Origin of the sequence: Microbacterium sp. E-13 (genome assembly GCF_049912955.1) — a bacterium.
In the GTDB taxonomy this organism is placed as follows: domain Bacteria; phylum Actinomycetota; class Actinomycetes; order Actinomycetales; family Microbacteriaceae; genus Microbacterium.
The window spans coordinates 3497187-3519521 of record NZ_CP183973.1; the positions used below are offsets into that span (position 1 = coordinate 3497187).

Sequence of the window (22335 nt, forward strand, 5' to 3'; positions counted from 1 at the left end):
GCGCTCATCTTTTTATACGCATCTCGCGCAATTGGGTCAATTTATCTATTCTATTTGTCAAACTTGCGCATAATCGGACTTCCTCTGGTTAGATGTATGTATGGCTCCGCATACCACACTGGCCCCGGCGCAGAAGACCCTGCTCGAAGCCCTGGCAGACGGCAGACCCCGGACCCGCAGCGATCTCACGGAGGTGACGGGCTGGACCCGCAACACCGTCGCGGCTCGTCTCGACGAGCTGATCCACCTCGACTGGGTCGTGGCGAACGAGGAGCCGCGAGGGGGACGGGGCAGACCACCGGGGCTGTTCACACTGAATGCCGATCGCGCGGTGGTGTTCGTCGCGAGCTTCGGCCACACACGCGCGACGTGGGCGGTGACTGACCTGCTGGGGCGCACACTGGCATCCCGAACGGAGCGGCTCGACATCGGGATCGGACCGGAGGGGGCAATGACGAAGACGCGCGATGTGGCGAAAGACCTGTTCGCTGCCGCGAAGCGTCCCTCGAGCGCGCTGGCGTCCGTCGTGGTGGGGCTGCCGAGCCCGATCCACACAGTCACCCGTCGCCCGATCCACCCGTGGGCCCTGCCTGGATGGATCGGGGCCGACGTGGGAGGCGCATTCGGGCGCGTCTTCGGGGTGCCCGTTTGGGTGGAGAACGACGCGAAGCTGATGACGATCGGCGCCCGGATCCGCCACTTCCCGGATGTGCAGGATCTGATCTTCATCAAGGTTTCCAGCGGAATCGGGGCCGGGATCTACTCCGGCGGGGTGCTGCAGCGTGGCGTCTTGGGCATGGCCGGGGAAATCGGGCATCTACGCATCGCCGCAAGCGACAAGCGATGCGCGTGCGGCAATGTCGGCTGCGTCCTCGTGCACGTCTCGACCGGAGGCATCATCGACGCGCTCGCGGAATCAGGAATCCAGGTGAGCGATCTGGACGACATCGCCGCGCTCGCGAACCGCGGCGACGCGGATTGCACGCGGGCACTGCGACAGGCGGGCCGTTACCTCGGCGAGATCGTCGCCACGCTCCTGGCGTCCCTCAACCCGGAAGTCGTCGCCCTCGGGGGGACGCTGGGATCACTCGGAGACAATCTGCTCGCAGGGATGCGGGAATCCCTCTACGCTCACGCGCACCCCACGCTGACATCCAGCCTGCACACGGTGTCGTTCGGTGACCACGAGATGGCCGCCATCCGCGGGGCAGCGCACCTGGGGCTCGCCGACATCCTGAGTCGGGTGCCGAGCGGAACCGGGCTGGACGCATAGCTGCTTCCGCCGGCACCGCTCGGCTACTCGGTCAGGGGGCGGGTTACCGTCAGGATCGAACGGCGAACCCGCCGGCCCAGGTCACCTCTTCGCGAACCGCGAGGACGATCTGGAGGAAGCCGAGCGCCTCGAGCTCGCGCGCCCGCTTGAGGCTTCCGGCGTCGGCGACAGCGATGCCGCCGGCCGTCACGACTTCGCTGACCCGAGCCTTCGCGTCGGCGTCGTCACCCGCGATGACGACCGTCGCGGGGACACCGCCCACCTCGCCGGAGACCAGCGTCGCAGCGAAGTTGGTGTTGAACGCCTTGACGACACTCGCGTCGGGCAACGCCTGCTGGAGCTCTCGCGCAGCGGAGGAGTCGGACGCGACAGCGAGAGAATCGAATGTGTCGAAGTCGACCGGGTTCGTCACGTCGACGACCGTCATGCCCTCAAGCTGTTCGCCGTATGTCGAGATCACCTCGGAGAGCGCAGCATAGGGCACCGCGAGGAAGACGATCTCGCCGATGAGAGGAGAACCGAACTGCACGCCCTCACCCCCGACCTGCTCGGCGAGCTGTCGGGCCTTGGCGATATCCCGCGCGACGACCTGCACCCTCGCGCCGCCCGCTGCGGCTACCCGCGCGAGCGCTGAGCCGAGATTCCCCGCGCCGATGATCGAGATTGTGTGCATGTGTTCCTCCGATTGGATCAGTAATGCAGCCATGCCATGAAGACATGCAAACGATTGTATCTCGAGCGGTGTGCTCCGGGTGTACGAGGCGGGCGCTAAGGTGCACCAAGCCCCCACGGAGTGTTGAGATGCGATTGCGAGTCCCGCTCGTTATTCAGGGGCCCACCCACAGCGATGTATCGAGGGCCTGCGATGAGGAGCTCCTCGGCAGGGAACTTCGTGATGACCTCGCACCCATCAGCCGTGACAACGACCTCTTCCTCGATGCGCGCTGCGCCCCAGCCGTCGGCCGACGGCCAGTAGGTCTCCAGCGCGAACACCATGCCTTCCTTAAGCTCTTCCGGGTGATCGAAGGAAGTCAGGCGGGAGAAGATCGGCTTCTCCCAGATCGACAGCCCCACACCATGCCCGTACTGGAGTGCGAAGGCCGCCTCCTCGTCTGCGAACCCGAATTCCTGAGCGGAAGGCCACACCGCGCAGATGTCGGCGGTCGTGGCTCCGGGCCGCACGAGCGCGATCGCTCTGTCCATGTACTCGCGCGCTCGCGTGTACGCGTCCTTCTGCGCCCTCGATGCCGAGCCGACCGCGAACGTGCGGTAGTAGCACGTGCGGTACCCGTTCCAGCTATGGAGGATATCGAAAAAGGCGGGATCACCCGGCCGGATGAGCCGGTCGCTGAACACATGCGGATGCGGCGAGCATCGCTCACCGGAGATCGCGTTGACACCTTCGACGTACTCGGAGCCCAAGTCGTAAAGGGTCTTCGCCACTAAGCCAACGGCTTCGTTCTCACGAACTCCGGGGCGTAAGAATCGGTACAGCTCTTCGTAGGCGGCATCCACCATCGAAGCCGCCTGCGTCAGCAGCCGGATCTCGTCGTGAGTCTTGATTCGTCGAGCCTCCATGAACACCTGCTGGCCATCGACGACCTGAATCCCCTCGCGCTGGAGCGCGAACAGGATCGGCAACTCGATCACATCCACGCCGAGAGGATCGTTTGCGAGACCGAACTTCTCGAGCTCTCGCTTGACCTTTCGGGCCACCTCCTCCGCGATGCCGGCCTGAGGAGGGAAGGCGCCGCGCAGAGTCGAGATGCCTGCGCGCGCACCCGATTCCAGCCGCGGCCTCTTCGTGCCCTCGTGCGGCGCGTGCGGATCGGCATCCATCTCCGAGGTCGTGACGTCCAACCACGGGTTGTACAGTGCGTGATGCTTCGCTGCAGACCCGAAGTCCCAGGAGATCGGGTCGGTGTGCCGGGTGAGGAGGCTGAACCGGATCAGCTTGTCCATGGCCCAGGTCCCGATATGGGTCGACGTCATGTACCGGATGTTCGAAAAGTCGAACGCAAGGATCGCACCCATTTCGGACGCCTGCAATGACGCCTTGAGTCGAGTGAGGCGTTCATCACGTAGCCGATCGAAATCGACCCGCGCTTCCCAGTCGACGCCGTTGCTGCCCGTGGTGCCTGTACTTCTCATGCTGCTCCCTCGCATGACAGCGCTAACGCCGTCGTGCCGTTCAGCATAGATGAACAGTGTACGTTGTGGCTACACCCCGGCGCTCTCCTCTTCTCCACCGGTCGGTTCTAGCGAGTCGAGCCTCCGCAGGACGCCCACAGCTGAACGAACAGCGCCATGCTCCTCTGAATTCACGCTGCCTGGTGCGCCGGCCTCGCGTCGACCGACGACGAACCAGACGCCAACGGCCGGCACCGCTCCCCGATTGGAGAACATGTGCGGTCGTGAGGAATCGAAATAGATCGAGTCGCCCGCGCGCAACTGATGATCATCGAACTCGAGTTGGAAGGAGATCTCTCCGGAAATGATGTATGCATACTCCACGCCCAGGTGACGCATGAGCCTGCCCTCGAGAGAACTGCTGGCCCCGGGTTGATAGGTGACGAGAAGGGGGTCCGCAGGTCCGTCCGACCCCATCGCCAATCGCTCCCACCGGACCCCGTTCTCCATCTCGATGACGGGATTGTCGTGTGAGCGTTGAAGCGCGAGGGAGGCATTCGGCTGAGCCACCGACGGCCCAGATGCCGGCCGAAGGCCGAGCAGATCATCGACCGAGACCGAGAGAAGGGTGGCTAGCGCATAAAGCGTAGCCACCGACGGTTGCGTCTTCCCCGTCTCGACCTGTGAGATCAGACTGGCCGAGACGCCCAGCTCCTGCGCGACATTTCGCAGGCTCAGCCCGCGATCCTTTCGACGCTGCCGTAAGCGTGCACCGATTGCGCCGGCATCAGACATGGGTATCTCCTCCGCCCGCAACTGTTGAGCGGTCGCCCCAACCCTAGCGGCCGGCGGACGCCAGAGGAGTAGCTTGCCCGCCGGGAGCGCGACCTGCTCTCACTGATCGCTCGGTCGGGTCGCTGCGAGAGCCCCGGCCAACCTGGCGTCCCGAGCACCTCGCGGAGAGACGCATACAGGGAAGTCAGACGGCCGCGATGGCGTCGATCTCGATGACAGCGCCATTGTAGAGCGAATGCACCCCGACGACGGTGCTTGCTGGCAGCTCGTCGGCGCCGATGATGGAATCGCGGACGCGGCGGTACGTCTGCAGCTTCTCCTCGTCCAGATGCCTGATGTAGACGTTGACGCGCACAAGGTCGGACAGCGTCGCGCCGGCGCGCTGGAGCGCCTCAGCGAGCGCGCCGAACGTCAGCCTCATCGACTCCTCGTCGTCGTCGGGGACCGGCACGTAGACGCCGGAGACGTAGAGAAGGCCGGATGCGGTGTCCAGGACGCTGTCCGAGATTCCGGGGACCACGGGGGCGGGGATTCGGATGAGTCGACCACCAGACATGCGGCACCAATCTTCGGCGAGAACCGTTAAGGGAGAGTGGACGTGCAGCCTACACGACGACTGGATGCATCCCCTCCGATGGGGCCGCGGCAAGCGAGGTGAGGCGGCGAAATCAGTCGTTGCCAACCACCCCGAGCACGTATAGCATTACTGCACGCATGAGCAGTGGCGCTTATGCAAACGATTGTATAGCCCGACAACCCGAGAAAAGGCCGGCCCGATCATGAGCGAACGCAAGACCGATTACGCGATCTACTCCCTCGAGTTCTGTCAAGGAACGATGCCTCACGACTTCTTCGGTGGGTCCGGCCCCTTCAGCAACCAGGGAACCATCCGCATCCCGATGCTGTACACCCTGCTGATCGGCGGCGAGGTCGGGGGCAAACAGCACGTCGCGCTGGTGGACTGCGGGTTCAGGAACGACTACTGGCTCGACCGCTATCCGTTCCAGAGCTGGGAGAGCCCGTCAGAGGTCCTCGCGAAGGTCGATCTCACCCCCGAGGACATCGACGTCATTCTCGTGTCACACATGCACTTCGACCACATGGGCAACTTCGAGGCGTTCCCCAACGCACAGCTGTATGTCCAATTCGACGAGTACGTCGGATGGTCTCAGGCAGTGGATTACGCCAACCAGATGCCCACCGACGCGGACCGCGCCTGGATCTTCTCGTCGTTCGACCCCACCGACCTCGCACGCGCGGCCAAGGGCATCGCCGACGGTCGTATCCGCTTCGTCAACGGCGACGCCGAGCTCCTCCCGGGTGTGACCGCGCGTCTGGCTCGCGACTCGCACACATTCGGATCCCAGTGGTTCAAGGTCGAGACTCAGAACGGGCCATTCGTCGTCGCCGGTGACACCGTGTACTGGTACTCCAACGTGGAGCAGATGTGGACCCCCGGCTACGGTCAGGGCAACAACTTCAACCTCATCCACCTGTACAAGACGCTCAAGGACGAGCTGAAGGGCGAGACGAGCCGGATCATTCCGGGGCACGACATCGACATCGTGCAGCGTCGCAAGTCGTGGGTGACCGAGAGCGGCAACTACGTGATCGAGGTCAATCGCCTCGAAGGCGAAGCATCCCGAGCGCCCGCGGATGCCGGCACGCTTCTGACCTGACCACACCAGACCAGCCCGGCCCGGATCGAGGAAGGCCGCCCCGCCTTCCTCGATTCAGGCATGTCGATTGGAGAGCACATGGCTGAGAGAACAATCCTGATCGTCGGCGGCTCGAGCGGCATCGGCCTCGAGCTGGCGAAGGATCTGACCGCCGAAGGCGACAAAATCATCGTCACGAGTCGGTCCATCGAGTCGGCCGAGCAGACGGCGAACGCCCTCGGCCCGGGCGCACAGGGGCTTGCTCTGGATGTGGCCGAGCCGGAAGGCATCGCGAACCAGCTGAAGGATGTCGGGCGTCTCGACGGTGTCGTTCTCAGTGCGATCGAACGGGACGCCAACACGATCCGAGAGTTCGACATCGCGCGCGCACGGCGGCTCGTCACCCTCAAGCTCCTCGGCTACGCCGAGACGATCCATGCCCTCCTGGATCGACTCGAACCATCCGTCGCCACGGGAATCGTCCTGTTCGGAGGGCGCGCGAAGGATGCTCCCTATCCGGGATCGACCACGGTTTCGACCATCAACGGCGGCGTGGACGGTCTGATGAACACCCTGGCGCTCGAGCTGGCCCCGATCCGGGTGAACTCCCTTCACCCCGGGATCATTGGCGACAGTCCTTTCTGGGCTTCGAAGCCGGACTCCGTGCTCGACGCGTACCGAACGCGCACGCCCGGCCGTGAGCTGGCGACGATGGAAGACATCGTCGACGCGACGAAGTTCCTGCTCTTCAACAAGGGCGTGTCCGCACATAGCCTCAACGTCGACCGCGGGTGGCGGATCGGCTGATCCCTCGACGTCGCATGGAGCGCCCGCCCGCTGCTCGGCAGGGGCGGGCGCTCCGCGTTGTCGGTCTCGTGCGACTCCGGCTACACCGCCGCGACCGCGTCGATCTCGATCGTCGCGCCGTTGTAGAGCGACTGGACGCCGATCAGAGAGCTCGCCGCCGGCTCCGCAACCTTGACGATCGCATCGCGCGTCTCACGGTAGATGGCGAGCTTCTCCTGGTCGAGATCAGTGACATAGACGTTCACGCGAACCAGATCCTCCCAGGTCGCCCCCGCGGCGCGGAGGGCGCGCTCTACCTCGCCGAAAGTCAACTCAACGGCGCGCGCGAAGTCCGTCGGCACGGAGCCGTCAGACTCGAAACCCACCTGACCCGAGATGAATACAAGGTCACCGGCCGTCACACGCGTGCTGTCAGCGATTCCCGGGACAGCGGGGGCGGGGATACGGCTGATTCGTTCGTTGGCCATGAACTTCTCTCCTAAGTCGGATGCGAGCGCATCGGGGTTTGGGTCTCTGGCGTGACACACTCGGCCATACCAGCGCACCGGGGTGGTGGGTCATCGTGCTCGACGCACTTGCTCATTCGTCGCGTCCGTACACGATGTAGAACGGAGCACTGGCTTCGGGGAGCGCCGAGTTGCTGCTAAGGACGTGCCACCGCCGGTTGTGGTACACCAACGGCGACGGGTCGACGTGGTCGGCCTCGTCTTGAGGCTTCGCTTCAATCGCTTCCACGATGATCAAAGTCGACCCATGGACGTCGACTCGCTGCACAACGCGTCCTCGCAACCAGGTTGCGGCCGGATAGTAGGGCTCCCCGGTCGGGAGGCGCCCCCAATCGACGTCGTGACCGAAACGCTGCGCACCGGGGCGGGCTCCCAGCTTGGCGAGCGCGACCTGGTCGGAGGCGAGCAGATGGACGACGACGGTTTCGGCCCTGAGGATGGTCGGCGTGCTGGACGATATCGCTGACGCCGAGAACATGAGCGTCGGCGGATCGATGGCGATGGACGCCACCGAACTCACTGTCATCGCAACCGGTCCATCGCCGGCATCCGCCGTGATGACGGCGACTCCCGCGGGATGGGATCGGAATGCGAACCGAAACTGGTCCGCTGTGATCCCCGACTTCTCGGGCATGAACGACATCATCGGCTCCCGTTCTCGATCCTCAAGGAGGACACCTACACGATGGGCAGCACGAACCGGGCGTCGTGTTCCCGGCCGAGCAAGATCTTGCCGTACGCCTCGTAGCCGCTTGCGGCCAGAATGTGGCCGTGGCTTGCGGCGGTGGCCTGGTCTCGCCAGATACGCTGCAGCGGTGACATGTCGGCGAACCCGCCGGAGCCATGGGCGCTGATCAGGTCCCTGATCATGCCGGCGATGGTGTCGACGATCCATCCCGCCTTCGCCCGCATCTCGATGCGCTTGGCGTAGGGGGCGTAGTAGCCGTCTACGGCGGCCTCGTAGATCTCGTCGGCGATCTGCTGGGCGACGAGTTCGGCAGCATTCAGCTCCACGTTCGCCTTCGCAATGACGGACTGGAATATTGCGGAGTCCGCCTGCTTCTCATAACCCGTGTACGCGATCGCCTTGCGCTCCGACATGGACGAGACGAAGTCGATTGCGGCGCGGCCCATGCCGAGATGCGGTCCCACCAGCTTCATGAACAGGGAGGGGATGAAGACCGTGCGGTACGAGGCCTCGGGGTTGTCGCCGAGGTACCCGCCCTCGACGGCCGCGGTCAGCGGGAATACACGGTGGTGGGGCACGAAGACGTCCTCGGCGATCTGCGTGACGCTGGCGGTTGATCTCATTCCTGCCACGTACCAGTTGTCGTCGTAGCTCAGCTCCGAGGTAGGGATCAGAGCGAGACCTGCGTCGACGACTTCTCCGGCGCCGTTCTTGATCGGGATGCCCAGCAGAGACCACGTGGCATGCATGCTTCCGGTGCCGTAAGCCCACTTGCCCGTGACCCGGTACCCTCCTTCGACCTGGACGGCGTCGGAGGTCGTCGCGAGAACGATCGAGATGAGGGAGTCGATACTGCCGTTGGCCCCCCAGACGTCCTCCTGCGCCCGCTCATCCATCAGGCCGGTAACCCAGGCGCCTGAATCGAGAATGCCGTTGACCCATGCGAGGCTGCCGTCCCCGCGCCCGATTGCGCGCGAGACTGCGTGTGCCTCGCGTGTGTTGGCGGCAAGGCCGCCGAACTTCTCCGGCACGGAGATGGTGAAGGCCCCCGTCGCAGCCACTGCGTCGAACACGTCCTGGGGGATGCGTCGGTTCTCATCACCCTCACCGCCGCTCGCGATGAGTTTCGGGCGCAGCTCATCGAGCTGCTCGACGATCGCCGCTATCTCGGGTCGGACTACTGCGTTTGCCATGGGTAGCTTCCTTTCTCCCTTTGGCACTTGGCATCCTTCACCACACCACCACAGAGCGCTCGACCGTCGTGGTGCGTACCTCGCCATCGAACCCCACGTCCGAGAACCCGTCTTTCCAGTGCATGTCTGCCCTCAGAGGTTGATCATGTGGCCGGCGAGGCCGTGGAAGGCTTCCTGCACGGCTTCCGACAGCGTGGGGTGGGTGTGCACGTTGCGCGCGGCCTCGAGGGCGGTGAGGTCCCACTTCTGCGCGAGCGTGAGCTCGGGCAGAAGCTCCGAGACGTCGGGGCCGATGAGGTGCCCGCCGAGCAGCTCGAGGTGCTCGCCGTCGGCGATGAGCTTGACGAACCCGATGGGCTCGCCGAGGCCGTTGGCCTTGCCGTTCGCCGAGAACGGGAACTTCGCGACCTTGACGTCGTAGCCGGCGTCGCGCGCCTGCTGCTCGGTGAGGCCGAACGAGGCGACCTGCGGCGAGCAGAACGTCGCCCGCGGCATCATGCGGTAGTCGCCGAGCGTCATGGTCTCGGCCTTGCCGATGGTCTCGGCGGCCACGACGCCCTGCGCCTCGGCCACGTGCGCCAGCTGCAGCTTGGCGGTGACGTCGCCGATGGCGTAGATGTGCGGCACGTTGGTGCGCATGTGGTCGTCGATGTCGATGGCGCCGCGGTCGGTGAGCTTCACGCCGGTCTTCTCGAGCCCGAAGCCCTCGACGTTGGCGGCGAAGCCGATCGACATCATGACCTTGTCGGCGTCGATGGAGCCCTGGGTGCCGTCCTTGGCGGTGTAGGTGACGGTGACCTTGTCGCCCTGGTCGGTGACGGTCTCGACCTTGGTCGAGGTGAGGATGTCGACGCCGTAGCTCTTGTACTGGCGCGCGATCTCCTTCGACACGTCGGCGTCCTCGTTGGGCAGCGCGCGGTCGAGGAACTCGATGATGGTGACCTTCACGCCGTAGTTCACCATCACGAAGGCGAACTCCATGCCGATCGCGCCGGCACCGACGATGACGATCGACTGGGGGAGGTCGCGGGCGAGGATCTGCTCCTCGTACGTCACGACGTTGCCGCCCAGCTGCACGCCGGGGAGCAGCCGCACCTTCGACCCGGTGGAGATGATGGCGTTGTCGAACGTGACGCGCTCGACCCCGCCGTCGGACTTCGCGACGTCGATCGTGTTCGCGTCGACGAACGAGCCACGGCCTTCGTACTCGTCGACCTTGTTCTTCTTCATCAGGTAGTGGATGCCCTTGACGTGCGTGTCGGCCACCTTGCGGCTGCGGTCCCACGCGACGCCGAATTCGAAGTGCACGTCACCCGAGATGCCGAACAGATCGGCCTTGTGGTGGAACTGGTGCGCGAGGTCGGCGTTCTTCAGCAGCGCCTTCGAGGGGATGCAGCCGACGTTGAGACAGACACCTCCCCAGTACTTCTCTTCGATGATCGCGACCTTGAGGCCGAGCTGAGAAGCACGGACGGCCGCGACGTACCCGCCGGGGCCCGCGCCGAGGATGGCGACGTCGTAGTGAGGCATGCCTCATCCTCCTGTTCAGTACTGGTTCGCGACGAAGAGTTCCTGAGCCGGGAACTTCGTGAGCACCTCGATGCCGTAGTCGGTCACGACGACCTCCTCTTCGATGCGCGCGGCCGAGACCCCGTCGGAGGCGGGGCAGTAGGTCTCCATCGCGAACACCATTCCCGCCTTCAGTTCGACCGGGTCCTTCATCGAGTTGAGCCGGGAGATGATGGGCCGCTCGTGCAGGCCCAGGCCCAGACCGTGGGCGAACTGCAGCCCGAAAGCGGCGAGCTCGTTCTCGAACCCGAACTCTTCGGCGGCCGGCAGCACACGAGCGACCTGGTCGCTTCCCACGCCGGGCTTGATCGCGTCGAGCGCGGCATCCATCCATTCCCTCGCCTGCTTGTAAGCATCGCGCTGGCTCTGCGTCGCCCACCCGACCCCGAAGGTGCGGTAGTAGCACGTGCGGTAGCCGTTGAACGAATGGATGATGTCGAAGAATGCCTGGTCGCCGGGACGGATGATGCGGTCCGTGAAGTTGTGCGGATGCGGATTGCACCGCTCCCCCGAGATCGCGTTGACCGCTTCGACCTGGTCAGACCCGTACTCGTACAGTCGCTTGTTGGCCAGGGCTACGATCTCGTTCTCGCGGACTCCGGGCTTGAGTGCGTCGGCGATGTCCTGGTAGACGCCGTCGACCATCGCCGCGGCCTGATTGAGCAGGAGGATCTCGTCCTGGTTCTTGATCACCCGGGCGTCCAGCATCGCCTGCTGGGCATCGACCACGTTCAGCCCCTGACGCTGCAGCTCGAACATGAAAGGCGGCTCGACGATGTCGACGCCGAGTGGCGCATCGTCGAGTCCCGCAGACTTCAGCAGCGAGCGGATCTCGGAGACGGCGTCCTTCATCAGGCCGGCGCCCTCCGGCGCGACCGCTCCGCGGAATCCGAGGAATCCAGCGCGATAGTTCTCCTCAGGCACCCAGTCCGAGTACAGCTTGTGATGACGCACCGCGGATCCGAAGTCCCAGAGAATCGGCTCATGGTCGCGCATCAGCAGCGCGTACCGGATCATCTTGTCTCCGAGTGCACCCCCGATCCAGGTCTGGGTGGTGTAGCGGATGTTGTAGAAGTCGAAGAGCAGGAACGCTCCGCACTCGCTGTTCTCGAGCGCTGCTTTCGCGCGCGACAGGCGGTAGTTGCGAAGACGATCGAAGTCGACGCGGTACTCGTAGTCGACGCCGTTCTGACCCGGCGCTCCCAGCGGCCGCACACCCGCCGGCCGGGACACCGGGCGCTCGAAGCGGGAGGCGTCTGTCTGTGAAGGCGCGCACATCAGCGGGCCTCGAGACCGTCGGTCACCGGAGCACTTTCGGGCACCAGCTTCAGCCCCGATCCGCGTGCCACGGTGAGAAGCAGCGAGGCGAAGTCCTGCTCGACGTTCCCGTTGCCCACCTCCTGCGCGACGATGTTGCGCGTCAGAGAGGCGACGGGCATGACGACACCCAGCTCCTGCGCTGCCGCCAGGCCGAGGTCGAAGTCCTTCTGCAGCAGCACGTTGGTGAAGGTCGGCGTGAAGTCGAGGTTCACGAATGCGGGCGTCTTGTACTGCGTGAACGCTGACCCCATCACAGAGTCATTGAGGAAGGTCAGGAATGCCTCACGTGAAACGCCCGCCTTCTCGGCCAGAACCGTGATCTCGGCGAGTGACTGGGTGACGACACCGAGGAATACGTTGTGCGCGATCTTGACCGTGCGGGCAACCTCGCCCTCGCCGACATAGGTCACGCTCTGACCCCACGTCTCCAGCACCGGCTGAGCCTCGTCGAACACCGGGCGCTGGCCGGAGACGGCAACGGTCAGCTTCCCTGCCTCGATGACCTTCGGGTTGCCGGAGACCGGCGTCGCCAGGAAGCCGACGCCGCGCGACTCCGCGACCGCACGCACGTTCGCGCTCGCTTGGACCGAAACCGTCGACGCATCCCCGATGATCTTCGGCGCCCGGTTCTCGCCCGTAAGCAGGCCATCCTCTCCCAGCATCACGTGCTCCAGGTCGTTGGAGGCCGACACCATGCTGAAGACGATGTCGCGATCGGCCAGGTCGATCGGCTTGTCGACCACCGATGCACCGAACTCAGTCAGAGTCTCAGCCTTGGCGCGGGTGCGGTTGTAGACGGCGACGTCGTAACCTGCGTCCAGCAGACGTTTCGCCAGCTCGTAGCCCATGCGCCCGACACCGATCCATCCGACGGTCGGCTTAGCGGTCATGTCGTGCTCCTTTGAATAACAAACGATTGCATTGAGTCTAGATGCCTTCGACTGCCGCGCACAAGCTGGTGGAATCGAACCGCCCACGGAGGGGCTCGCGGACATCTGCCTTGGGGCCTCGTCGGCGACGTCCGGAGGTGACGTCCGCGTCAGCGGAGCAGCTTCCCGTGGCTGGTCCAACGGATAACAAACGATTGCATTCCCACACCGGAGCGCCTACCCTGGCTACAGAGGTCGACACTACTTCTCCGTCGGGAGTGGGGCTCCGCCCGGGGGCCCTGGAAGCGAAATTGAACAAATTCTGAGACCGCAGCCAATAGCGATGTAGGCCAATCGTTTGCATTCTGGCTACTGGGTGCCGAATGAGTGGGAATCCCTAGAGAGGGGAAGCGAGATGGCGAACCTCACGCTTCAGACGCGGGACGCATCGGTGCGGGAACTGCGGGAGCTGGTCGCCTGGGTCGGCGAGATCGCCGCGCTCACGCAGCCCGAGCGTATCCACTGGGTCGACGGCTCGCGTGCCGAGAACGAGGCGCTGCTGCGCGAGCAGGTCGAAGAGGGCAAGCTCATCAAGCTCAACCCCGAGTGGCGTCCCGGCTCGTACCTGGCCCGTTCGCACCCGAGCGACGTCGCCCGTACGGAGGCGCGCACGTTCATCGCCTCCGAGAACGAGGAGGACGCGGGCCCGACGAACAACTGGGTCGCCCCCGCCGAGATCCGCGCCACCATCCGGCCGCTGTTCCAGGGCTCGATGAAGGGGCGCACGATGTACGTCGTGCCGTTCTCGATGGGCCCGGTCGGCGGACCTCTGTCGCACATCGGCGTGCAGGTCACCGACAGCGCGTACGCGGTGACCTCGATCGGCATCATGACGCGTGTGGGCACCGAGGTGCTCCGTGAGATCGCCGGGGGTGCGCCCTGGGTGAAGACGGTGCACTCGGTCGGCGCTCCGCTGCAGCCGGGTCAGCAGGATGTCGCGTGGCCGTGCAACGACGAGAAGTACATCGTCCATTTCCCCGACACGCTCGAGGTGTGGTCGTTCGGTTCCGGGTACGGCGGCAACGCGATCCTCGCGAAGAAGTGCTTCGCGCTGCGGATCGCCTCGGTGATCGGCCGTGACGAGGGGTGGCTCGCCGAGCACATGCTCCTCATCCGCGTCATCGACCCGGCCGGCCGCGCCTACCACCTCGCCGCCGCGTTCCCGTCGGCCTGCGGAAAGACGAACCTCGCGATGCTGCGGCCGACGATCCCGGGCTGGCGTGTCGAGACGCTCGGCGACGACATCGCCTGGCTGCGTCCCGGTGAGGACGGACGCCTGTGGGCGATCAACCCCGAGGCCGGCTTCTTCGGCGTCGCGCCCGGCACCGGCGAGTCCACCAACGTCACCGCGGTGGAGACGCTGTGGGGCAACACCATCTTCACGAACGTCGCCCTCCGTCCGGACGGCGACGTGTGGTGGGAGGGCCTCACCGACACCCCGCCGGCGCAGCTCACCGACTGGGAGGGCAACCCCTGGACGCCGGCATCCGGTCGTCCCGCCGCTCACCCGAACTCGCGATTCACGGTCGCCGCGGCCCAGTGCCCGCAGATCGCGGAGGACTGGGACGCCCCGCAGGGCGTGCCCCTGGACGCGATCCTGTTCGGCGGCCGCCGTGCCACCAACGTGCCGCTGGTCGTGGAGGCCACGGACTGGACCCACGGCGTGTTCATGGGCTCGAACGTCTCGTCGGAGCGCACCGCGGCCGCCGAGGGCACCGTCGGTGAGCTGCGCCGCGACCCGTTCGCGATGCTGCCGTTCTGCGGCTACAACATGGCCGACTACTTCGGCCACTGGCTGAAGGTCGGCCAGCAGCTCCGATTCGACCGCGCTCCGCGGGTGTTCCAGGTGAACTGGTTCCGCAAGGGCGCCGACGGCCGGTTCCTGTGGCCCGGTTTCGGCGACAACTCGCGCGTCATCGACTGGATCATCCGCCGCATCGAGGGCGAGGTGGGCGCCGTCGAGAGCCCCATCGGCCGCCTTCCCAAGCCGGCCGACCTCGACCTCGACGGCATCCAGGTGTCGCAGGCCGACCTCGACGAGCTGTTCGCGGTCGACCCGCAGCTGTGGCTGCAGGAAGCCGACCTCACCGAGGAGTTCTACCGCACCTTCGAGGGCCGCGTCCCCGCGCCCCTGTGGGCCGAGCTCGCCGCCCTGCGCTACCGCCTCCAGCGCAACCGACACGTCGGGTTAACGTGAGGACTCTTGCGCTGCCTCGGGCCGGCGACACCCGTGACCCGGTGTAGCTGGGAGGCCGGTATCAGCGCGGGGCAGGAGCAGTCGAACCGCGCATCATCAGGGTGACCGGGAGCATGATCGTCTCCGCAGTCTGGTCGGCGCCGGACAATGCATCAAGAAGCAGCTGCGCGGCTCGGACACCCATCGCGGTGGTGGGCACCCGGACGGTGCTGAGCGGAGGACAGAAGTCCTCGGCGAACTGGACATCGTTGAAACCGACGACAGACATGTCACGGGGACAGTCGACACCCACCTGCTTCATCGCGCGAAGCACACCCACCGCGATCAGGTCGGTACTAGCGATCACGCCCGTGATGCCGTGGCTCCGGTCGCCGAGCACGGAGAGCATTGCACTGCGACCAGCTTCGATCGACAGCGCGTCCGCGGTCACCACGGTGCCGATCAACCCATCGAACGACCGGCAGGCGGCCTCGAATGCCGCGGATCGGGCAGAGCTGGTCGAGATGTTCATCGGGCCCGCGATGTGCAGGAGGTGGCGGTGACCGAGCTCGTACAGGCTCTCGACGGCCGCTGTTATGCCACTGGCGTCGTTGCCGGTGACGAGCGGATAGGGGACCGGGCCCGCGTCGCGATTGAGGAGCACGACCTTCACCCCGGCTTGGTGGAGCTCAGCGAGGGAAGACTCTTCGCGCTGACCGGAGGCGACGATCAACCCGTCGACGCGACGGTCCAGAAGGGAACTGAGTGCGCCGCGTTCACCAGCATCGAACCCATCCGTGTTTGCGATGAGCGCGGAATATCCATTCGGCTGCAAGTGCGCTTCAATGCCGCGTACCACCGGTGGGAAGAACGGGTTGGTGATGTCCGGGATCACCACGCCGATGGTCATGGAACTCTTGGTGCGGAGGCCTCGGGCTAGCGCGTTGGGCACGTACCCGAGCTGTTTGGCTGCGCGGACGACCCGATCCACCGTCTCTGCGCTGACCATCCCCCGCGTGCGGGCATTCAGCGCGCGCGATGCGGTCCCCGCGTGAACGCCAGCGAGCTCCGCCACATCGGTGATGGTCGCACGCCGCAGTTCTTCCACGTGTTGGTTGTCTCCTGGTCGCCATCGTAGGCCGATTCGGCCGCGTTGTCCGGCCCCGAACATGTTACCGAGGTCCCGTGGCCGTGGATCCCTGACGCGCGGCGAGCGTCCTTCGGCATGAGCATGCGCTCGAGGAGACAGTCATCCGCCTCGCCGGTTCGCCAACGAGCCGGGAAGCACGTCGTCGAGGTGGGCCGACAGCTGCGCAGCCACGTCGACGGCGGACGGGTCATAGAGCCACTGGTACTGGAGTCCGTCCCACAGAGCGGTCAGCCACAGCGCCTCAAACTCAGGATCCCGCTGAGCGGGCAGATCCCCGTCCTCGTGCGCCGCGCGGAACAGGGCTGCGAAATGGTCGAGTCCGTCGCGGAAGCGTTGCGCGAAATAGCTGTGCGCCGCGTGATCGCGCGGCACCGCTTCGCACGACAGCACGGCATAGACCTCGATGAGACCGGGTGCCGCCTCCGAGTTCACGGCGGCCCGACGTGCGATCCCGCGAACGACCTCCGCCGCACTGTCCGCCCGCACGCCGTCGTCGCGGGATTCGATCTGTTGATCACGGTGATGCAGCACGTCGCTGAGCAGCTCCTCTTTGGATGCGAAGTGGTGCAGCAGCGTCGACTTCGAGACGCCGACACGCTCGGCGATCTCGCGAAGGCTCGTGTCGCCGTAGCCTTCGCGGGCGAAGAGGGCCGTGGCGGCCTCGATGATGAGGGCCCGCCGCTCACGGCCCACGCGATAACCCTGGGGCGAGACGTCGTCCGCACCGAACGCCGGCGACGTCGGGACACGGGCCGGCTGCCTGGGCGGCGCAGACTCCCGACCGCCCACGCGCCAGCCCACGGGGAGGGCGAGCGTCTTCAGGTACTCCACGAGCGCGGTGGGGATGTCGACACGCTCGGGGAGGTACTGCGCAAGCAATTGCAGACCGTCCCACGCCGCGATGATCCGTATTGCCTCGCCGGCGGCATCCCGGCCGGCCGCCACGGTGCCGTGTGCGATCGCGGCGTCGAGGTCTTCTCTCGCCTCGCGCCGCACGCGCGCATAGCGGTCGCGCATGAGCGGGTGCGCGGGATGACGGGGGTTGGATGCCTCGCCCGTCAGGGCGGCAAAGAGCTCGAGGTATCCGGGTTGTTCCTGGTTTCGCCGGGCGATCCCGGCATAGCCGAGGGTGCCCGATTCGTCCAGGCCCGGCACCCCGCGGAGAGCCGTGGCATTCCCGCGCTCGAACTGATCCACGACAGCGCCGAGGAGCGCATCCTTCGTCGCGAAGTGTCGGAGGAGTCCGGTATGGCTGATGCCCGCGGCAGCGGCGACGTCGCGAAGCGAGGTGGCGCGATATCCGCGCGTGACGAATGCCTCGCGCGCGGCGTCGACGATCGCCTCGCGGGTGCGCTGCGTGCGCGCCGCGCGCGTCGGTCCCCGTTCGGTCGTCGCCATCGGCGTGGCCGCCTCTCCACTCGTCGGACATCGCCAGCCTACCTGCAGCCCGCTACCACTCGGTTGACTTTCAGTTACCAAATGGTCTGTTTTTGGATACGATCGTCTTCGACGCCGCTCGCCGTCGACGCGCGTCGCCCGAGAAAGGACTCCCATGACAGAGATGTCTCCCGCCGCGACAGCCGCGGCCGCCGGAACGACAGGCTTCAAAGCTCCGGGCACGACGCCCGATCGAACCCCGCACGGCTACACCCCGGGCCTCGCCGCCGTGAACTTCGGTGTCTACCTGGCACTGCTCACCCCGGTCATGGTGTCGATGGCGTTCAAGATCCAGCGCATCTCGGCCACACCCGCCGAGGCGACCGCGAACCTCGGACTCGTGCTCGGCGTCGGTGCCTTGTTCGCGCTCTTCGCCAATCCGCTGGCCGGACGGCTCTCGGACCGGACCACGTCGCGATGGGGAATGCGTCGCCCCTGGATCCTCGGCGGCACGCTCGTCGGCCTCGGTGGTTTCGCGCTCATCGGCATCACCGAGTCGCTCTGGGTCGTCCTCGTCTCGTGGTGCATCGTGCAGGCATCCATGAACGCCGTGCTTGCGGCGGCGAACGCGACGCTGCCAGACCAGGTGCCGCAGCAGAGCCGCGGCAAGGTGTCCGGCGTCATCGGAATCACGCTGCCCCTCGGCATCCTTGCGGGCAGCTTCCTTGTGACGCTGCTCTCCGACGACTTCTCCCGCTTCATCGTGCCGGCCGCGATCGCCACCGTGCTCGCCGTGCTCTTCGTGCTCGTGCTGAAGGACCGGCGCCTCGAGCACAAGCCGACCCAGCGGTTCACCGCACGTCAGTTCTTCGGCTCGTTCGTGTTCAACCCCGTCAGACACCCCGACTTCGGCTGGACGTGGCTGACCAAGTTCTTCGTGATGTTCGGCTACGCCGGCGTCGCGACATTCCTACCCTTCTACCTCACGGCGAAGTTCGGGCTGGACGAGCAGTCCGCCATCTCGACCATCCTGATCGCCAACCTCGCCTCGATGGGGGCGATGATGGTCTCGGCGCCGATCGGCGGAATCCTCTCCGACAAGATCGGCAGACGCCGGCCCTTCGTCGCGATCGCCGGCGTCATCATGGTCGTCGGCCTGGTTCTGCTCGCTCTCGCCCCCGATGTCACGACGCTCATCGTGGCACAGGCGATCATCGGCCTCGGCACCGGGTCGTTCATCTCGGTCGACCTCGCCCTCGCGACGCAGGTCCTGCCGAATCCTGACGACACCGCCAAAGATCTCGGCGTTCTCAACATCGCCAACGCCCTGCCGCAGTCGATCGCGCCCGCGATCGCTCCAGGCATCATCGCGATCGGCGCCGCCACCCCCCTGGGCGGCTACACCACCTGGTACCTGTTCGGCGCGCTGGTGGCGCTCGCCGGTGCTGTGCTGGTTTACCGCATCAAGGGAGTGAAGTGATGACGGACATCGTGACAACGGATGCCCCGGCCCCGGCTGCGCCCCAGCGACGCCCGTGGCTCGATGCGAGCCTGCCGGTCGCCGAGCGCGTCGAGCTGCTCCTGGGCGAGATGACGCTGGAGGAGAAGGCCGGCCTCTTCTTCCAGACGATGATCGCGATGGGAGAGAACGGCGAACTGTCGGACGGCGACCCCGATTTCGGCATCGCGTCGAACCACGAGTACGTCTCGGCCCGCCACATGAGTCACTTCAACCTCCTGGGCGTCCCGCCCCGAGCGAGCGACATCGCCGCCTGGCACAACAGACTGCAGGAGGTCGCGGCATCCACTCGTCTCGGCATCCCGGTCTCGATCTCGACCGATCCGCGCCACTCGTTCAGCGATAACCCGGGCGCCGCTATCCTCGCCGGTCCGTTCTCGGAGTGGCCCGAGCCGCTCGGCCTCGCGGCGACGCGCGACCCGGAGCTCGTGCAGCGCTTCGCCGACATCGCGCGCCAGGAGTACACCGCCGTCGGGATCCGCGTGGCGCTGCACCCGCAGGTCGATCTCGCGACGGAATCGCGCTGGGCTCGCCAGCTGCAGACGTTCGGCGAAGACCCGGACCTCGCCGCCGAGCTCGGCGCCGCCTATGTGCGCGGGTTCCAGGGCGAGTCGTTCGGTCCGGGCTCGGTCTCGACGATGACGAAGCACTTCCCGGGCGGCGGCCCGCAGAAGGACGGCGAAGACCCGCACTTCGAGTACGGCCGGGAGCAGGTGTACCCGGGCGGGCAGTTCGAGCTGCACCTGAAGCCCTTCGAGGCGATCTTCGCCGCCGGCGGACGCCAGATCATGCCGTACTACGGCATGCCGATCGGAACCGAGTACGAAGAGGTGGGCTTCGGCTTCAACAAGAGCGTGCTCACCGGGCTTCTGCGCGAGCGGTTCGGATTCGACGGGATCGTCTGCACCGACTGGGGACTCGTCACCGACCAGTCGGTCATGGGCGTCAGCTTCGCCGCACGCGCGTGGGGGGTCGAGCACCTGACGCCCGCCGAGCGCATGGTGAAGATCCTCGACGCCGGCGCCGACCAGTTCGGCGGCGAGCAGGACCCGTCGATGCTCGTCGAACTCGTGCGCGAGGGCCAGGTGACCGAGGACCGCCTGGACATCTCGGCGCGCCGTCTGCTGCGCGAGAAGTTCGAACTGGGGCTCTTCGAGAATCCCTACGTCGACGTCGACGCGGCCGACGCCATCGTCGGCGCTGCCGAGTTCCGTGCGGCAGGTGAAGCCGCGCAGCGCGCCTCGATCGCCGTACTGTCCAACCGCCTTGTGCGCACGAGCTGGGCCGACGGCGCCGTGCCGATCCTCCCGCTGCGACGCGAGCTGAAGCTTTACGTCGAGGGCATCACCCCCGAGGCGGTCGCGTGTGTCGGCGTGGTCGTGGACACGCCCGAAGAAGCGGATGCGGCGATCCTGCGCCTGCAGGCACCGTACGAAGAGCGTGCTTCCATGTTCGAGAACTTCTTCCATGCGGGGTCGCTCGAGTTCTCACAGGAGGTCGTCGCGCACGTCCAGGAGGTCGCGGCCGTGGTGCCCACCGTCGTCGATGTCTTCCTCGACCGTCCGGCGATCCTCCAGCCCATCGTGGAGGCAGCCGCAGCCGTCACCGCGAACTGGGGAGCCAAAGCCGGGCCGCTGCTCGATGTCCTCACGGGGACTGCGCACGCGACGGGCAAGCTCCCCTTCGATGTGCCCAGGTCCATGGCGGCCATCGAGGCCTCCCGCCCCGACGTTCCCTTCGACACCGCCGACCCGCTGTTCCGCTTCGGTCACGGCCTGTCGCTCTGAGAACAAAGGACGGATGCCGCACGCGATCCGCGGCGGCATCCGTCCTCGAGTGTGGTCAGGCGACCCAGACGGTCTTCAGATTGCAGAACTCGCGGATGCCTTCGACCGACAGTTCGCGACCGTAGCCGGAGCGCTTGATGCCGCCGAACGGCAATTCCGCGTATGAGATCGTCATGCCGTTGACGAACACCGCGCCCGCCTCGAGCTCACGCTCTGCGCGCGCGATCTCGGATTCGTCGTTGCTCCAGAACGCGGATCCCAGCCCGAACGGACTGTTGTTCGCGACCTTCAGCGCATCGTCGAGCGACGAAACCTTGTAGAGCGACGCGACCGGGCCGAAGGCCTCCTCCTGATAGAGGCGCATCTCCGGCGTGATGTCGGCGATCACCGTGGGCTCGTAGAACCAGCCCGCCTCCCGATCGCCACGTCGTCCGCCCGTCAGGATCGATGCGCCCTTGTCGCGGGCATCCTCGACGAGGACCTCGATGTCTTCACGACCGGACTCAGTCGCCAGGGGACCGATCTGGGTGGCCGGATCGGCCGGGTTCCCCATGACAAGCGCAGCCATCCGCTCGGCGAACAGGCCGGCGAACTCGTCGTAGACGTCTTCGTGCACGATGAACCGCTTGGCGTTGATGCACGCCTGGCCGTTGTTGCTCGTGCGGGCCTTGACGGCGGTGGCGACGGCATCGTCGAGCTTGGCCGACGGCATCACGATGAACGGATCCGAGCCGCCGAGCTCGAGGACGGCCTTCTTCAGCACGTCGCCCGCGGTCGCGCCGATCGCGCGGCCGGCGCCCTCGGAACCGGTCAGCGTCACGGCGGCGACGCGTGGATCACGGATGACTGCCTCGACGCGGCGCGACCCGATCAGCAGCGTCGAGAAGGCGCCCTGCGGGAATCCGGCTCGTGCGAACAGTTCGCCGATGTACACCGCCGACTGCGGAACGTTGGAAGCGTGCTTGAGCACACCGGCGTTGCCAGCCATCAGCGCGGGTGCCGCGAAGCGGACCACCTGCCAGATCGGGTAGTTCCACGGCATGACGGCGAGAACGACGCCGAGCGGCTCGAATCGCGTGCGCGCCGCCGATGCAGAGACCTTCGCCGGGTCATCGAGCTCGCGCCCGCTGAGGAACTCCTCGGCGTTCTCGGCGTAGAAGCGCATCGTGTAGGCCGACTTGGCGACCTCCGCGCGAGACTGCTCGATCGGCTTGCCCATCTCGGCGGTGATCACACCTGCCAGCTCTTCGATCTCGGACTCGATGAGATCGGCGGCGGCGCGCATCAGACGTGCGCGGCCGTCCCACCCCAATGCGGCGAGCTGGGGAACGGCGGCCGCGGCGGCGGCGAGCCGTGCCTCGACGAACTCCTCGGAGTCCTCGTCGAAGACGGCGAGTTCAGCGCCCGTAGACGGGTCGATACTGCGAATGGTTGCCATGGTGTCCTCTTCGGGTATGC

At 66.1% G+C, this 22335-nt stretch carries 19 protein-coding genes; 6 read left to right on the forward strand and 13 right to left on the reverse strand.

The window, feature by feature from the left end; translation table 11 throughout:
- Positions 1-100: 100 nt before the first annotated feature.
- On the forward strand, positions 101-1273 hold the full coding sequence (locus ACN9MP_RS16310) for an ROK family protein (RefSeq protein ID WP_426321902.1): 1173 nt from the start codon (positions 101-103) through the stop codon (positions 1271-1273).
- A 49-nt stretch (positions 1274-1322) separates the two neighbouring features.
- Here ACN9MP_RS16310 and ACN9MP_RS16315 read toward each other — a convergent pair whose 3' ends face one another.
- The 4 genes from ACN9MP_RS16315 to ACN9MP_RS16330 form a co-directional block, all read right to left on the reverse strand.
- Positions 1323-1946 (reverse strand): NADPH-dependent F420 reductase, encoded by a 624-nt coding sequence (locus ACN9MP_RS16315; protein WP_426321904.1) that lies wholly within the window; start codon positions 1944-1946, stop codon positions 1323-1325.
- A 95-nt stretch (positions 1947-2041) separates the two neighbouring features.
- The gene (locus tag ACN9MP_RS16320; RefSeq protein WP_426321906.1) at positions 2042-3424 is read right to left on the reverse strand and encodes a M24 family metallopeptidase; all 1383 of its coding nucleotides are present in this window, start codon (positions 3422-3424) and stop codon (positions 2042-2044) included.
- 69 nt (positions 3425-3493) lie between these two features.
- A complete protein-coding gene (locus ACN9MP_RS16325; RefSeq protein WP_426321908.1) occupies positions 3494-4198 on the reverse strand; it encodes a helix-turn-helix domain-containing protein in 705 nt (234 codons plus the stop codon).
- Between the two features lie 184 nt (positions 4199-4382).
- Complete coding sequence (locus ACN9MP_RS16330; protein WP_426321910.1) at positions 4383-4754, reverse strand: RidA family protein; 372 nt, start codon at positions 4752-4754, stop codon at positions 4383-4385.
- 223 nt (positions 4755-4977) lie between these two features.
- Between ACN9MP_RS16330 and ACN9MP_RS16335 the strand changes: the two genes are divergently transcribed.
- Positions 4978-5877: an N-acyl homoserine lactonase family protein gene (locus tag ACN9MP_RS16335; protein ID WP_426321912.1), complete on the forward strand. Its 900-nt coding sequence runs from the start codon at positions 4978-4980 to the stop codon at positions 5875-5877.
- Positions 5878-5955: 78 nt separating this feature from the next.
- Positions 5956-6663: an SDR family NAD(P)-dependent oxidoreductase gene (locus ACN9MP_RS16340; RefSeq protein WP_426321914.1), complete on the forward strand. Its 708-nt coding sequence runs from the start codon at positions 5956-5958 to the stop codon at positions 6661-6663.
- Positions 6664-6743: 80 nt separating this feature from the next.
- Here ACN9MP_RS16340 and ACN9MP_RS16345 read toward each other — a convergent pair whose 3' ends face one another.
- From ACN9MP_RS16345 to ACN9MP_RS16370, 6 genes are all read right to left on the reverse strand, one after another.
- Entirely contained in the window at positions 6744-7130 is a 387-nt protein-coding gene (locus tag ACN9MP_RS16345; protein WP_426321916.1) for a RidA family protein, read from the reverse strand.
- A gap of 112 nt (positions 7131-7242) precedes the next feature.
- Positions 7243-7815, reverse strand: coding sequence for a flavin reductase family protein (locus ACN9MP_RS16350; RefSeq protein WP_426321918.1), 573 nt, complete (start codon positions 7813-7815; stop codon positions 7243-7245).
- A gap of 32 nt (positions 7816-7847) precedes the next feature.
- Entirely contained in the window at positions 7848-9050 is a 1203-nt protein-coding gene (locus ACN9MP_RS16355) for an acyl-CoA dehydrogenase family protein (RefSeq protein ID WP_426321920.1), read from the reverse strand.
- A 132-nt stretch (positions 9051-9182) separates the two neighbouring features.
- Positions 9183-10580, reverse strand: a complete 1398-nt coding sequence (lpdA, locus tag ACN9MP_RS16360) for a dihydrolipoyl dehydrogenase (RefSeq protein WP_426321922.1) — start codon at positions 10578-10580, stop codon at positions 9183-9185.
- A gap of 15 nt (positions 10581-10595) precedes the next feature.
- Positions 10596-11897: a M24 family metallopeptidase gene (locus tag ACN9MP_RS16365; protein WP_426321924.1), complete on the reverse strand. Its 1302-nt coding sequence runs from the start codon at positions 11895-11897 to the stop codon at positions 10596-10598.
- Positions 11897-12934 carry an NAD(P)-dependent oxidoreductase gene (locus ACN9MP_RS16370; protein ID WP_426321926.1) on the reverse strand — a complete coding sequence of 346 codons (1038 nt, stop codon included), beginning with the start codon at positions 12932-12934 and terminating at the stop codon, positions 11897-11899. Before ACN9MP_RS16370 ends, ACN9MP_RS16365 begins: the two co-directional genes overlap by 1 nt.
- 289 nt (positions 12935-13223) lie before the next feature.
- On the opposite strand from ACN9MP_RS16370, the gene ACN9MP_RS16375 reads away from it, so the two are divergent.
- On the forward strand, positions 13224-15065 hold the full coding sequence (locus ACN9MP_RS16375) for a phosphoenolpyruvate carboxykinase (GTP) (RefSeq protein ID WP_426321928.1): 1842 nt from the start codon (positions 13224-13226) through the stop codon (positions 15063-15065).
- Between the two features lie 61 nt (positions 15066-15126).
- Here ACN9MP_RS16375 and ACN9MP_RS16380 read toward each other — a convergent pair whose 3' ends face one another.
- Positions 15127-16152, reverse strand: coding sequence for a LacI family DNA-binding transcriptional regulator (locus ACN9MP_RS16380; protein WP_426321930.1), 1026 nt, complete (start codon positions 16150-16152; stop codon positions 15127-15129).
- A gap of 141 nt (positions 16153-16293) precedes the next feature.
- Positions 16294-17592, reverse strand: a complete 1299-nt coding sequence (locus ACN9MP_RS16385) for a TetR/AcrR family transcriptional regulator (protein ID WP_426321932.1) — start codon at positions 17590-17592, stop codon at positions 16294-16296.
- 154 nt (positions 17593-17746) lie between these two features.
- Here ACN9MP_RS16385 and ACN9MP_RS16390 point away from each other — a divergent pair, with 154 nt between their 5' ends.
- On the forward strand, positions 17747-19051 hold the full coding sequence (locus ACN9MP_RS16390; RefSeq protein ID WP_426321934.1) for an MFS transporter: 1305 nt from the start codon (positions 17747-17749) through the stop codon (positions 19049-19051).
- Positions 19051-20877 (forward strand): glycoside hydrolase family 3 protein, encoded by a 1827-nt coding sequence (locus ACN9MP_RS16395; RefSeq protein ID WP_426321936.1) that lies wholly within the window; start codon positions 19051-19053, stop codon positions 20875-20877. Before ACN9MP_RS16390 ends, ACN9MP_RS16395 begins: the two co-directional genes overlap by 1 nt.
- Before the next feature lie 55 nt (positions 20878-20932).
- Here ACN9MP_RS16395 and ACN9MP_RS16400 read toward each other — a convergent pair whose 3' ends face one another.
- On the reverse strand, positions 20933-22315 hold the full coding sequence (locus tag ACN9MP_RS16400) for an aldehyde dehydrogenase family protein (RefSeq protein ID WP_426321938.1): 1383 nt from the start codon (positions 22313-22315) through the stop codon (positions 20933-20935).
- Positions 22316-22335: the final 20 nt, after the last annotated feature.

Excerpts from the sequence above, each read along its gene's own strand:
- ACN9MP_RS16310 (WP_426321902.1), top strand. The coding sequence starts at position 101 with ATGGCTCCGCATACCACACTGGCCCCGGCGCAGAAGACCCTGCTCGAA.
- ACN9MP_RS16315 (WP_426321904.1), bottom strand. The coding sequence starts at position 1,946 with ATGCACACAATCTCGATCATCGGCGCGGGGAATCTCGGCTCAGCGCTC.
- ACN9MP_RS16320 (WP_426321906.1), bottom strand. The coding sequence starts at position 3,424 with ATGAGAAGTACAGGCACCACGGGCAGCAACGGCGTCGACTGGGAAGCG.
- ACN9MP_RS16325 (WP_426321908.1), bottom strand. The coding sequence starts at position 4,198 with ATGTCTGATGCCGGCGCAATCGGTGCACGCTTACGGCAGCGTCGAAAG.
- ACN9MP_RS16330 (WP_426321910.1), bottom strand. The coding sequence starts at position 4,754 with ATGTCTGGTGGTCGACTCATCCGAATCCCCGCCCCCGTGGTCCCCGGA.
- ACN9MP_RS16335 (WP_426321912.1), top strand. The coding sequence starts at position 4,978 with ATGAGCGAACGCAAGACCGATTACGCGATCTACTCCCTCGAGTTCTGT.
- ACN9MP_RS16340 (WP_426321914.1), top strand. The coding sequence starts at position 5,956 with ATGGCTGAGAGAACAATCCTGATCGTCGGCGGCTCGAGCGGCATCGGC.
- ACN9MP_RS16345 (WP_426321916.1), bottom strand. The coding sequence starts at position 7,130 with ATGGCCAACGAACGAATCAGCCGTATCCCCGCCCCCGCTGTCCCGGGA.
- ACN9MP_RS16350 (WP_426321918.1), bottom strand. The coding sequence starts at position 7,815 with ATGATGTCGTTCATGCCCGAGAAGTCGGGGATCACAGCGGACCAGTTT.
- ACN9MP_RS16355 (WP_426321920.1), bottom strand. The coding sequence starts at position 9,050 with ATGGCAAACGCAGTAGTCCGACCCGAGATAGCGGCGATCGTCGAGCAG.
- lpdA (WP_426321922.1), bottom strand. The coding sequence starts at position 10,580 with ATGCCTCACTACGACGTCGCCATCCTCGGCGCGGGCCCCGGCGGGTAC.
- ACN9MP_RS16365 (WP_426321924.1), bottom strand. The coding sequence starts at position 11,897 with ATGTGCGCGCCTTCACAGACAGACGCCTCCCGCTTCGAGCGCCCGGTG.
- ACN9MP_RS16370 (WP_426321926.1), bottom strand. The coding sequence starts at position 12,934 with ATGTCCGCGAGCCCCTCCGTGGGCGGTTCGATTCCACCAGCTTGTGCG.
- ACN9MP_RS16375 (WP_426321928.1), top strand. The coding sequence starts at position 13,224 with ATGGCGAACCTCACGCTTCAGACGCGGGACGCATCGGTGCGGGAACTG.
- ACN9MP_RS16385 (WP_426321932.1), bottom strand. The coding sequence starts at position 17,592 with ATGGCGACGACCGAACGGGGACCGACGCGCGCGGCGCGCACGCAGCGC.
- ACN9MP_RS16390 (WP_426321934.1), top strand. The coding sequence starts at position 17,747 with ATGACAGAGATGTCTCCCGCCGCGACAGCCGCGGCCGCCGGAACGACA.
- ACN9MP_RS16395 (WP_426321936.1), top strand. The coding sequence starts at position 19,051 with ATGACGGACATCGTGACAACGGATGCCCCGGCCCCGGCTGCGCCCCAG.
- ACN9MP_RS16400 (WP_426321938.1), bottom strand. The coding sequence starts at position 22,315 with ATGGCAACCATTCGCAGTATCGACCCGTCTACGGGCGCTGAACTCGCC.